At 46.9% G+C, this 13619-nt stretch carries 5 protein-coding genes; all 5 read left to right on the top strand.

Annotation, left to right across the window (positions count from 1 at the left end; all coding sequences use genetic code 11):
* Window positions 1-44: 44 nt before the first annotated feature.
* The 5 genes from GCWU000182_RS02270 to GCWU000182_RS02250 all read left to right on the top strand — a co-directional run bounded on the left by GCWU000182_RS02270 (window position 45) and on the right by GCWU000182_RS02250 (window position 13604).
* Window positions 45-599, top strand: coding sequence for a flavodoxin domain-containing protein (locus GCWU000182_RS02270; RefSeq protein ID WP_035363932.1), 555 nt, complete (start codon window positions 45-47; stop codon window positions 597-599).
* Window positions 600-1313 carry a ribose-5-phosphate isomerase RpiA gene (gene rpiA, locus GCWU000182_RS02265; protein WP_023391119.1) on the top strand — a complete coding sequence of 238 codons (714 nt, stop codon included), beginning with the start codon at window positions 600-602 and terminating at the stop codon, window positions 1311-1313.
* Entirely contained in the window at window positions 1314-2615 is a 1302-nt protein-coding gene (locus GCWU000182_RS02260; protein ID WP_023391118.1) for a pyrimidine-nucleoside phosphorylase, read from the top strand.
* Window positions 2616-2800: 185 nt separating this feature from the next.
* Window positions 2801-4045 carry a hypothetical protein gene (locus GCWU000182_RS02255; protein ID WP_023391117.1) on the top strand — a complete coding sequence of 415 codons (1245 nt, stop codon included), beginning with the start codon at window positions 2801-2803 and terminating at the stop codon, window positions 4043-4045.
* Between the two features lie 574 nt (window positions 4046-4619).
* Window positions 4620-13604, top strand: coding sequence for a CshA/CshB family fibrillar adhesin-related protein (locus GCWU000182_RS02250; protein ID WP_023391116.1), 8985 nt, complete (start codon window positions 4620-4622; stop codon window positions 13602-13604).
* Window positions 13605-13619 lie beyond the last annotated feature (15 nt).

The raw sequence follows: 13619 nt of genomic DNA, 5'->3' as shown, positions 1-13619 counted from the left end.
CCGTAAGTCAGTCGCGAGCAGCCCATGAATGCATGAAGAAAGGGATGGAAGTAATGAAGTGTTTAGTGGTCTATATGTCACGTTATGGCTCGACCAAACGCTATGCTGAACAAATAGCCAAAGTACTCAATTGCCGTGTCTGTGCCCACAATGAGGTGACGGATACACTCCTGGCAGAGAGTCAGATTATGATTCTAGGAACCTGTATTTTGGAAGGGCGCTTAGAAGGAGCGTCTGTTTATCAAGAATGGATAGAGGCCTGGCCAGATAAATCTTGGATTCTCTACACAGTGGGACTTTCCAATCCAGCCCTCACCAACTTTGATCCCCTCATGGCGGCGGCCTTTAAGCCAGAAGTATTAGAACGAATCACTGAATTCCATTTTCGAGGAACGATTGTCTATAAGCGCCTAGATTTCATGCAGCGCTTAGCTAAACAACTAGAAGATTCTAAGGAACATTCCCTTGATACAGTTAGTTTAGGTGATGTGGAACGCTCCATGTTAGAGACTTACGGCACCACCTATGATTTAACCGAAGAATCCTCTCTGGAGCCCCTAGTGGCTCGAGTTCGTGCGATTCAGAAAGGAGAAAAATAAATGGTAGATACCAAGGAACTAGTCGGCCGTTATGCCGCTAATTATGTTAAAGACGGCATGGTGGTCGGTTTAGGGACCGGCTCAACAGCTTATTGGTTTGTGGAAGAGGTAGGTGCGCGGATTGCTGATGGCCGTCTCAAACAGATTGTGGGTGTGGCTACTTCTCGGCGGACTGCGGAACAAGCCCTTAAGTTAGGCATTACCATCATGGATTTAGACCGAGTCAACCACATTGATCTGGTCGTTGACGGGGCGGATGAAGTAACCCGTGATTTTTACGGCATCAAAGGGGGCGGGGGTGCTCTCCTACATGAAAAGATTGTGGCTAAAAATGCGAAACGTTCTATTTGGGTTGTAGGTGAAGACAAGCTAGTCGATACTTTAGGAGCTTTCCCCTTGCCTGTCGAGGTAGTGCAGTTTGGTTCCTGGAATCTTTTCCGTCAATTGATGGCAGCAGGCCTAGAACCAAGCTTCCGTAAAGTGGGGTCTGATTCACTCTATATGACAGATTCTGGTAACTACATTATTGACTTGAAACTGGGCCAGATTCCTTATCCTCACCAGCTCGCCCATGAATTGAAAAATACGGTGGGAGTAGTCGAACACGGCCTCTTCTTAGATGTTTGTGATACTTTCTTGGTGGGGCGTGCGGACGGCACCATTCTCCTCTATCAGAAAGACCAAACTGAGCCAATGACAATTGAGGTGAGCTAAATGCGAGTAGTAGACCTAATCGAGAAAAAACAAGCAGGTCTGGCCTTAAGCCAGGAAGAAATTAAGTTCCTAATTTCCGGTTATACAGATGGCACGATACCAGATTATCAGATGAGTGCGTTAGCCATGGCAATCTATTTCCAAGGAATGACAGAAGAAGAAGCCAGTTACTTGACTATGGCCATGGTTAAGTCAGGCGATGAGATTGATCTATCTGCCATTCATGGTGTCAAAGTCGATAAGCACTCGACTGGTGGCGTGGGCGATACAACTACCCTGGTGCTAGCACCTCTAGTAGCTGCCTGTGGTGTGCCAGTTGCTAAAATGAGTGGCCGTGGCTTGGGCCATACGGGTGGGACGACTGATAAATTAGAGGCCATTCCTGGCTTCTCCGTGACCCTATCCCCCCAAGATTTTATTGATCATGTCAACCGCTACAAGATTGCGGTAGTTGGTCAAAGTGGTAACCTAACCCCTGCCGACAAAAAACTCTATGCCCTGCGGGATGTGACGGGTACAGTCCAATCTATTCCCTTGATTGCTAGCTCCATTATGAGTAAGAAAATTGCAGCCGGAGCAGATGCCATTGTCTTAGACGTTAAGACAGGCGAAGGGGCCTTCATGAAGACCTTGGCAGATGCGGAAGCTCTGGCTCACACCATGGTGAAGATCGGCCACCAAGTGGGTCGTAAGACCTTGGCTGTTATTTCCGATATGAGCCAGCCGTTAGGCTACATGATTGGGAATGCCTTAGAAGTTAAGGAAGCCATTCAGACCCTTCAAGGCCAAGGACCAGAAGATTTGACGGAGCTCTGCCTGGTTTTAGGTGGCCAAATGTTGCTAGCAGCAAATCGAGTAACTAGCCTAGAAGAAGGCAAAGCCCTCTTGCAAGAACAAATCGACTCAGGTCGTGCCTTGGAAGTCTTTAAAACTTTCCTAGCCAACCAAGGTGGAGATACAAGAATTGTCGATAATCCAGATTTATTACCTCAAGCTCGCTATCAAATTCCTTTCCTAGCCCAAAGCACAGGTTTAGTCAGCCAATGGGTGGCTGATGAAGTGGGGGTAGCCGCTATGATGTTAGGCGCAGGACGTGAGACTAAGGAAGATATTATTGACCCAGCGGTAGGAATCGAGCTCTGCGTTAAGGTTGGTGATCCTATACAGGCGGGTCAACCACTTGCTATTTTACACAGTAACCGCGAAGACGTTAGCGAAGTACTAGATCGCTTGTCTGCTGCGGTAACTATTGCTGACTCTGCTCAAGCGCCAGCATTAATTCGCAAAATCATTGTGGAGTAAGTTTATCAACCAATCAAACAGCCCCCATCAGTTGGAAAATCAGCCAACGGTGGAGGGCTGTTAAATTATAGCGAGCTTTTCTAAAAAAGTCTTAACTAGGGTGGTTTTAGTTTACTTTTGCAAGTCAGAGTGTTAAACTGACTGATGAATTTGTATGATTTTCGGAAACGAAATGAGGTGACAAAATGTCAATCAAACCAAGAACAATCAAGCCTTTTTCTTATGGCTTGCTGGCCTTAGCTTTAGCGCTGATACTAGGGAGCACAGAGGCTGTAGGGGCTCAATCAGATGCGGAGCAAATAGATTCATCAAGTCAGGTAGGAAGTCTAGCTACTTCTTCCGAGAGTGTTAGTTCTCTATCTGAGTCTCAAGTAGGATCCGCTTCGTCTGAAAGTTCATCTGAACCTCAGTTATCCAAACCAGAACAATTGCAAGCAGCCTTGGACGCTATGAATGATTTGAAAACCTACCAGGTTCGATATGGCTTTACCTATATCAAAGATCGAGCTTATACCGCCCAAGTACAAGCGGTAGGAGACCGTAGTCGTGGCATTGCCAAGATTCAATTAACCTATTATGGCGATAAAGGTGAAGGCCTTAAGTATCAACTTGATTTGATGACTTATGATAACCTCTCACATGTCTACATTAAACAAAGTCAATTGTTAGCCAGCATGACTTTCTTCCCTGAATTATCTCTAACCCCTGAACAACTCAAGGCCTTAGAAGCTTATGATGATTATTATATTGAACTTAGCAAGGAACAGCTTAAGCAAGTTGGCTTAGATCAAGAAGCTTTCCAGCTGCTTTTCTTAGAGCCTAACCGTAAGAAGTTGAGTCAGTTACCGGAGACTAAGATTCATGAGTTCAAGGGGACCGTGATGACTAGTGCAGAGCTAACAGAAATTCCAGAATTCCTCTTTGACCAGACCCGTAACTTGCATCTGGATTATCGTCTTAAGATGGAATGGGAAGCAGGGGACAAAGGGCATAGTCTTAAGCTCAATCCACATCTAGATTTGGTGGGGAAAGGCGTCGGTTTGGACCTCCAAGGGGAGGTGTCAGCTAAGATTCGTAAAGGCGAGTTTGGCCTCAACCGCATTGCCGACATCGCGACTGGTAAGGTAGATTTTCTAAAAGCTATGCAATTAAAGACCAGCCCTGTGTTACAAAAGCTCAAACGTTTCAGCTTGCGAGTGAATCCTAAGGAACATAGCTATCGAATGAGCCTCTTAGGGGTAGTCGAAGATACCAATCTTAATCTCTTCAGTAGTAATCCTGCCTATACACGCTCTTATGACTATGTAGTGGATTATGAGTTGACTCCTAGCCAAGAGCACTTACCAGATATTACGGAGCTCAAACGCCTTTCTGACCAGGAATATCAATCTCTATTAAATAAAATCTTAAGTCAGACACCACAAGAATAGTTATTGACTTGCCAATTGCCAGCTTGCTAACTAGCAAGCTGGTTTTTTGATTTTAAGCTACAGGTACGAGCTTGTTGCTCAACAAATGAATGATAGAGTAGGGTTGAAAGCTTTTATGGGCATATTTTCTTTAAGAAAAAATTAGTTTTTGTGAAAGATGACTAATAAGCAGATATAAAGTAACAAAAGGACTAGACAAGTGATTATTTTATCTAATCATGTCTTATAATATAGCTAGGATATAAGCTTTAATAAGTAGATATTATGATCTTGTTTTTAGCCTGAACTCCTCCGATAAAGTGTCATATTAGCGGGCTCTAAGAAGATTAATCAGACTTTTTAAAAAATTATAGTTGTCAATAAAATGATTATTAAATGATTAGGGTCAAATTTTCAAAAAAACATCGTGCAATTTCATTCGGCATATACTATAATAGTTGACGAAGTGAACGAAGCAAGTTAGCAAGGGCATTACCTTGGCTCCAATTACCTTGGTGTGCAGATTCTCTCTGAGAAAAACCTCCTTGTTAGTTTGCTTCTTTCATCATATATTTTTTATTGGAGGAGTCAGTCTATGTTTAGTAAGAATAATCGGCAGATGAATCAGCAAAAACAAGGCGAAAAAGTCACGCGCTATGCGATTAAAAAGTTTAGCTTCGGGGCGGCCTCAGTTGCTGTAGCCTGCGGTATTTATTTCGCTAATGGCGCAGCGGTTCAAGCTGAAAGTCAAGATAATGTGACTACAACCAGTTTAGATCACGAAGTAGCGTCAGAGACAAGTCATCAACCGGCAGTCCAAGCGGCCAGTCCGGATCAAGCGGCAGACGCAACACCTGCTAGCTCAGCTTCATCAGACCAAGCAAGCGCACCGGCAGCATCTGAATCATCAGCTGCTGAGTCGTCAAGTCAGAAGGAAGAGCCTGCTAACAAGGAGGACCAAGCTGCTCAAGCGAGTTCTGAAAATTCAGCAACACCGGCAGCACCTGCTCAACCAGCGGCAACGAGCCCTGCGACCAGTTCAGAACAACCAACGGCAAATACTGAGGTAACTCAACCTAGCCGTTCTCGTCGTGTACGACGAGATGCTACACCTACCGGTTTACGGGATGGTGATCCTAATAGCACAATTGCGAAACCTACTTTAGCGGATTCAGAGAAGAAGCGTCCAGCAGATTTAATGAAACAAATTAACTGGTTAGACTTCAGCGATCCTAGCTCATTGACTAATCTTGATGCTAATGGCGCTTTCCAAGTCGGCACGGTCTACGAAAAAGAAATTTCGCCAGGTTATCGGATTAAGCTGACTGTTACTTCCTTGAAGCCGTTTCACTCAACGGAAATCTACCGTGACCGTGTGAAGGGAACTGAGTACAAAGATAGTTATGATCCAAATGCCAAGAATACCTGGTTGCCTTATACTGGAGAATATTCGGATCAGCAGAACAAAGGTGATGACTATCGACCTAAGATTATTGGGGCGCCCCAGAATAGATGGACAGCTATTAAAGAACAGGGAATTGATACCAAGGGCCGTAAAACTCAGTTACAGGTGCCTAAAAATGCTGCTAACTATGGGGTGACTTTCAAGGTTGAAGCGACCTATCTTGGTAAGCCAGTTAAGGCGACAGTAGTCATGGCCGATGGTGAAGAAGCTAACCCAGGTGAATATGCTATCTTTACCACTAATGGTCAAGGATGGGAACATTTAGCCGAATGGAAGCGTGTCTCGCCAAATGGAACTGAAATTACAGAGACTTATGCGCCAATACAACCTAATACAGATGGCCAATATATCGGGAATGATGGTAGTGGTGTACATTGGTATTCTTATACCAATCCAGATCAAAGAACGGGAGGGTTAGGCTCTCAAGTGTTTGGTCCTAACACCTCTAAACGTAATACTGTACCAATTGTTATGACGCGTGGTGCCTCAGAAGTAGGAATCTATATTGCTTCTTCTGGTCAACAAGCAGCCATGATTGGGTTTATGGTTGTCGATGAAGGGGATGCGCCTGAGTCTTATGGTAAGGCTGTTCACACAATTTCTGGTTATGATGCGGAGACAGGTGCTAGAAATCCACAACCATACCTTGGTCGTGTGGCAGCAGATATTGACACGTCTTCTGGCGGTGATTGGACTCACGATGATAATACAGACCACGCCGATGAGGGTATCAAGCAACTCTTGCCTGATGATTTAGTTAATCAGACTCACAATCTTTTCCGGGCAGATCGTCTTCGTGACGGGAATTACTCTGTTCGTTTCCACGCAAATGCCAATGGCAATGCCAAGGCATATGTTCGTGCTTGGATGGACTTCAACCAAAACGGAAAGTTCGATGATAATGAAGCCAGTGATTTCACTGAAGTAACGGGTGAAGGAGACTTCACTGTTAACTTTAGAAATCATCCGCCGATGACCAATGATCAGGTGAACAAGATTGGGATGCGTATTCGTATTGCCTTGAACCAAGGGGATATTGAAAAACCTACTGGAACAGCATTTAGTGGGGAAGTAGAGGACTTAGAAGTGCTCTTAACCTATCCACCAAAAGGTGAGAAGAAGGAGACTTTTGGTTTACAAGATCAACAACAAAAAGCAACCCTTCACTTTACTCCTCGTGGTGTTGATAAGAACGATGAGAATGCCAAAGCAGCCATTGACACCAACAAAGCACCAATCGTTTTAGATAATACAGGGCAGACCCTAACACCAAATGGTGAGGGATGGTATACTACGACAGAAGGACGCTATAAAGTGACCGCAGATGGCGCTGACGTTAATGTTGTTTTTGAGCCTGCGGCAGGTTTTACTGGTAAAGCAGCAGGGATTAATATTCGTCGTTTTGATACCAACGGATCAGACACTAACTGGACCGCTAAGAACAATTCAGAAGCACATGTAAGTGATACGCTCAATACTATGGACGCTCGTTATGTTCCAAATGTATTGAAGCATACTGAGAACGTTTCAACCGACGCACAAGGTTTACCACAAGAAAAAGACATCGTCTTTAATGATGGGGATCCAGCCAACACTCCTGTTCAGCCATCGGCTAGCAATCCAGCTACTTTCTTAGATGCTGAGGGTAATCCTGTATCAGGAACAAGTATTCCAGCAACTTCTGGTGGTAAGGAAGTCGGGACCTTTAACTTAGATCCAGCAACAGGTCGCGTAACTTTCACTCCAAACAAGTCATTTGTTGGGACGGTAGATCCAGTTAATTTACAAGTAAATGATGCTTCTGGGCAACCTCACCGAGCGACTTACCAACCGAAGGTGACGCCAGTTGTACCAACAGGTCAGAACGCAAGCTCTGAAGGTATTCAAGGGGCTGAGCAATCCGGCAACCTAGTCTTCACTCCAGGCGATAGCCGTGTGCCAATTGATGAAGCCGTTGCGCCAACCTTTGACAATGGTAAATCAACTAAGGAAGTTCCAGGTGTTGGGACTTATACAGTGGATAATACAGGTCGTGTAACCTTCCAACCACTTCCTGGCTATACTGGTCGTCCAAATCCTGAAACTGTTAAACGTGTGGATAAGAACGGGACAGAAGTAACTGCTACTTACCAAGCCGATGTCAAGGCTGCAACTCCTACAGGCCAAGATACTCAGACTACTGGGCTTCAAGGGCAACTCCAAACTAGCCAACTTAATTTCACGCCGGGTCAAGCAACTGTTAATAACCAAACTCAAACAGTTCCATTGAACCCAGCTGGGCCACAATTCGTAGTGGATGGGCAAGTTCAACAAGGTAATACCTTGACAGTTAGCGACGCGAGTGGCAAGGTACAAGGAACCTATACAGTTAAACCAAATGGTGAAATCAGCTTCCAACCAGCTCCAGATTTCTATGGGACTCCTACTCCTGCACGCCTTCGTGTAACAGACAGCAATGGTTCTACGGCAGATGCAGTTTATCAGCCAAACGTTACGCAAGTAACCCCAACTAGCACCAACGCTGAATCAAACGGTGTACAAGGTCAACCTCAAAAAGGAACACCGACCTTCAAAGCTGGTGATCCTTTAGTACCACTTGATGATACGAAACCAATGACCTTCGAAGATGGTTCAAGCACTAAGACTGTGCCAAACGTCGGCGTCTACACCATCAATCCAGATGGCTCCATTACCTTCACCCCAGAGAAACAGTATGTTGGGACACCAGCCCCAGTGACAGTTAAGCGTGTGGATAAGAATGGTACGCCAGTAACCGCTACTTATACACCGACTGTAACCAAGGTAACCCCAACCAGTACTAATGACACGTCAGAAGGTGTACAAGGGCAACCTCAAAAAGGAACACCTACTTTCACTGCAGGTGATCCTTTAGTACCACTTGATGATACGAAACCAATGACCTTTGAAGATGGTTCAAGCACTAAGAAGGTTCCAAATGTGGGTGAATACTCTATCAACCCAGATGGTTCTATCACCTTTACCCCAGAGAAGCAATATGTTGGGACTCCGGCCCCAGTGACAGTTAAACGTGTGGACAAGAACGGAACAGAAGTAACCGCTACTTACACGCCTACTGTAACTAAGGTAACGCCAATAAGCACTAATTCTGAATCGAGCGGAATCCAAGGAAAGCCACAAAAAGGTACACCAACCTTCACTGCTGGCGACCCACTTGTTCCACTTGATGACTCTAAGCCAATGACTTTCGAAGACGGTTCAAGCACTAAGAAAGTACCAAATGTTGGGACTTATGTCATTGAGTCTGATGGTACGATTACCTTCACGCCAGACAAACAATATGTCGGCACACCAGACCCAGTCACTGTTAAGCGTGTGGACAAGAACGGTACCGAAGTAACCGCGACCTACACTCCAACGGTAACCAAGGTAACGCCAACTAGCACGGATGACACCTCAGAAGGTGTACAAGGCCAACCACAAAAGGGAACACCAACCTTCTCACCAGGTAATCCAGAAGTGCCAATCGACTTGGATAGTCCAATGACCTTCGAAGACGGTCAACCTACTAAGACAGTACAAGGTGTCGGCGTCTACACCATCAATCCAGATGGCTCCATCACTTTCACACCAGATAAACAATACGTTGGTACCCCAGACCCAGTAGTTGTGAAACGTGTCGACAAGAACGGCACGGAAGTGACTGCGAAGTACACGCCAACCGTAACGCGAGTAACTCCAACTAGCACTAACGCTGAGTCTAGTGGCATTCAGGGGCAACCACAAAAAGGTACGCCAACCTTTACCGAAGGCAATCCATTGGTACCAATCGATGACAGCAAGCCGATGACCTTCGAAGATGGTTCAAGCACTAAGACTGTGCCAAACGTCGGTGTCTACACCATCAATCCAGATGGTTCCATCACCTTCACGCCAGATAAGCAGTATGTCGGGACTCCAGCGCCAGTAACGGTTAAACGTGTTGATAAGAACGGTACCGAAGTAACTGCGACTTACACGCCAACTGTGACCAAGGTGACCCCAACAAGTAAGGATGACACCTCGACTGGTGTCCAAGGTCAACCACAAACTGGTACCCCAGTCTTTACACCTGGCGACAAGGCAGTACCAATCGACTTAGACAGCCCAATGACCTTTGAAGACGGTCAACCTACTAAGACTGTACCTGGTGTAGGTGAATACTCCATCAACCCAGATGGCTCCATCACCTTTACACCAGACAAGCAATATGTTGGTACGCCAGACCCAGTAGTTGTAAAACGTGTCGATAAGAACGGAACTGAAGTGACTGCTAAGTACACGCCAACAGTGACGAGAGTAACGCCAACTAGCACCAATGACACTTCAGAAGGTGTTCAAGGCCAACCTCAAAAGGGTACCCCAACCTTCACTGCCGGTGATCCTTTAGTACCACTTGATGATACGAAACCAATGACCTTCGAAGATGGTTCAAGCACTAAGAAGGTTCCAAATGTGGGTGAATACTCTATCAACCCAGATGGTTCCATCACCTTCACGCCAGATAAGCAGTATGTTGGGACTCCGGCCCCAGTGACAGTTAAACGTGTGGATAAGAACGGGACAGAAGTAACCGCAACTTACACGCCAACTGTAACCAAGGTAACCCCAACAAGTAAGGATGACACCTCAACCGGTGTTCAAGGGATTCCACAAACAGGTACGCCAGTCTTCACCCCAGGTGACCCAGCAGTGCCAATTGATTTGGATAGCCCAATGACCTTCGAAGACGGGCAACCTAAGAAGATCGTTCCTGGAGTGGGTGAATACTCTATCAATCCAGATGGTTCCATCACCTTCACCCCAGACAAGCAATACGTCGGGACTCCAGCACCTGTTACTGTTAAACGTGTGGATAAGAACGGGACGGAAGTAACCGCTCAATACACGCCAACTGTAACCAAGGTAACCCCAACAAGTAAGGATGACACCTCAACCGGAGTTCAAGGGGTTCCACAAACGGGTACGCCAGTTTTCACCCCAGGTGACCCAGCAGTGCCAATTGATTTGGATAGCCCAATGACCTTCGAAGACGGTTCAAGTACAAAATCAGTTCCAGGCGTAGGTGAATACTCTATCAATCCAGATGGCACCATCACCTTCACACCAGACAAACAATATGTAGGCACTCCAGCACCAGTAATGGTTAAACGTGTGGATAAGAACGGCACGCCAGTCACTGCCAACTACACACCAACCGTCACAAGAGTCACTCCAACCAGCCAAGATGCTGCATCAACAGGGGCTCAAGGCTTACCACAATCAGGTACCCCAAGCTTTACACCAGGTGACCCAGCGGTTCCAATCGATATGGATAGCCCAATGACCTTCGATGATGGTCAGACGACAAAATCAGTTCCAGGCGTAGGTGAATACTCTATCAATCCAGATGGTTCCATCACCTTCACACCTGAAAAACAATATGTTGGAACACCAGCAGCAGTGGTAGTTAAACGTGTAGACAAGAACGGTACGCCAGTCACCGCTCAATACACCCCGACTGTGACACCAGTCACTCCAACTTCTGAAGATGTCAGCTCAACTGGCCTTCAAGGTCAAAAACAAACTGGTACTCCAACCTTCACCCCAGGTAATCCTGAGGTACCAATGGACGACACCGTGCCAATGACCTTCGAAGACGGTTCAAGTACAAAATCAGTCCCAGGTGTAGGTGAATACTCTATTAACCCAGATGGTTCCATCACCTTCACGCCAGACAAACAATTTGTGGGCAAACCAGATCCAGTAAGAGTCAAACGTGTAGACAAGAACGGTACTCCAGTGACCGCTGACTACCAAGTAGAAGTGACGCGAGTTACTCCTACTAGCACTCCTGCTACTTCGACAGGTCTGCAAGGTCAACCACAAACTGGCAGTCCAGTCTTCAAAGAAGGGGCGCCAGAGGTGCCAATGGATGATACCGTACCAATGACCTTTGAAGATGGTTCAAGCACTAAGACTGTGCCAAACGTCGGTGTCTACACCATCAATCCAGATGGCTCTATCACCTTCACGCCAGACAAACAATACGTAGGGACCCCAGACCCAGTAACAGTTAAACGCGTAGACAAGAATGGCACACCAGTCACCGCGACTTACACGCCAACAGTGACCAAGGTAACGCCAACCAGCACGCCAGCCACTTCAACTGGTCTGCAAGGTCAACCACAAACAGGTAGCCCAAGCTTCACGCCAGGTGACCCAGTTGTGCCAATGGATGACAGCGTGCCAATGACCTTCGAAGATGGTTCTACGACTAAGTCAGTACCAGGCGTAGGTGAATACTCTATCAACCCAGATGGGTCTATCACCTTTACACCAGACAAACAATACGTAGGGACCCCAGACCCAGTAACAGTTAAACGCGTAGACAAGAACGGCACCCCAGTGACCGCAACTTACACGCCAACAGTGACCAAGGTAACGCCAACCAGCACTCCAGCCACTTCAACAGGAGCACAAGGTCTACCTCAATCAGGTACGCCAAGCTTCACCCCAGGTGACCCAATTGTGCCAATGGATGACAGCGTGCCAATGACCTTCGAAGATGGTTCAAGCACCAAGTCAGTCCCAGGCGTAGGGGAGTACTCTATCAATCCAGATGGGTCCATCACCTTCACGCCAAACAAACAATTCGTGGGCAGTCCAGATCCAGTGACAGTTAAACGTGTCGATAAGAACGGTACCCCAGTGACCGCGACTTACACGCCAACTGTGACCAAGGTAACGCCAACAAGCACGCCAGCGACTTCAACTGGGGCGCAAGGTTACAAACAATCAGGTAAGCCAGTCTTCACGCCAGGTGCTGCTCTTGTGCCAATGGATGACAGCGTGCCAATGACCTTCGAAGACGGCACCACCACTAAGACCGTTATCGGCGAAGGGGTCTACACCATCCAAGCAGATGGCTCCATCGAGTTTGTACCAGAGAAGACCTTCACGGGACAAGGTTCGCAATTGACGGTTAAACGCGTCGATAAGAACGGCACCCCAGTGACGGCTACTTACCAAGCAACTGTTGTTCCAGTTAAACCAGGTGCCAACGACGATTACTCTTCAGGTGTAGTTAACCAAGCCCAAACAGGTCAAGTTAAGTTTATGCCGGGTTCTGCCAATATTAACGGCACAGAACAATCCGTTGACTTAGTCCCAGGCAGCCTCAAGTTTGTGGTCAATGGCCAAGCTGTGGCTGACACCACTATTCCAGCTTTGGATCAAGATGGCAAGCAAGTCGGGACCTACAGCTTAGCCCAAGATGGAACCGTGACCTTCACACCAAATCCAGGTTATGTGGGTCAACCAGTCCCAGCCCGCATTCAAGCCACTGACGTTAACGGAACAACTGCTGAAGCAACTTACTCACCAGTAGTTAACGCTAGCGTAACTAGCGAGGGCATGAAGGGTCAAAGCCAAAGCAAGTTACCAGACTTCAAGGGCCAAGTGGATACCAAGGTTCCAGCTTACCTTGAAGGTGGGGTCACCAGCGTGACCGTACCAGGTCAAGGGACTTACACCGTCAACCCTGAGACAGGGGAAGTGACCTTCACGCCAGAGCCAGACTTTATTGGTGAAGCAAGTCCAATTACGGTCATCCGTCGTGATGTCAACGGGAAAGAACTGAAGATTCAGTACATTCCAACCGTTTACGGACAAGTGAAGACACAAGATACGACTTCAACCGGCTACCCAGGTGAAAAACAAACCGGGACGCCAGTCTTTGAAGGGGATGTGGATCTAACCATCCCTGCTACCTTCGAAAATGGTCAAACTGAATTAACCGTGCCAGGGGAAGGGACTTATGTTCTTAACCCAGATGGTTCTGTGACCTTCACACCAGAAGCAGGCTTCTTAGGCCAAGCAAGTGGTGTGACCGTGGTTCGGGTTGACCGCAACGGGCGCAAGGTGACAGCACAATATGTGCCAACCGTTGTACCAGTGCCAGTCGCTCCAAGTGAGCCAGAAGTGCAAACACAAGGGCTCTTACCAGCAACGGGTGAAGCCCCAGACTATAGCTTCTTCTCAGGTGTGGCCTTGACCATCTTAGCAAGTGTCGGCCTAGTTGCGACGCGCAAGCGCCAAGCGACAGATGAAGACTAAAGCCTAGTCAAAATC

Source organism: Abiotrophia defectiva ATCC 49176 (assembly GCF_000160075.2).
Taxonomy (GTDB): domain Bacteria; phylum Bacillota; class Bacilli; order Lactobacillales; family Aerococcaceae; genus Abiotrophia; species Abiotrophia defectiva.
The sequence above is the reverse complement of the archived record's forward strand: the minus strand, read 5'-3'. Positions and strand labels throughout refer to the sequence as shown.

Excerpts from the sequence above, each read along its gene's own strand:
- GCWU000182_RS02270 (WP_035363932.1), top strand. The coding sequence starts at position 45 with ATGGAAGTAATGAAGTGTTTAGTGGTCTATATGTCACGTTATGGCTCG.
- rpiA (WP_023391119.1), top strand. The coding sequence starts at position 600 with ATGGTAGATACCAAGGAACTAGTCGGCCGTTATGCCGCTAATTATGTT.
- GCWU000182_RS02260 (WP_023391118.1), top strand. The coding sequence starts at position 1,314 with ATGCGAGTAGTAGACCTAATCGAGAAAAAACAAGCAGGTCTGGCCTTA.
- GCWU000182_RS02255 (WP_023391117.1), top strand. The coding sequence starts at position 2,801 with ATGTCAATCAAACCAAGAACAATCAAGCCTTTTTCTTATGGCTTGCTG.
- GCWU000182_RS02250 (WP_023391116.1), top strand. The coding sequence starts at position 4,620 with ATGTTTAGTAAGAATAATCGGCAGATGAATCAGCAAAAACAAGGCGAA.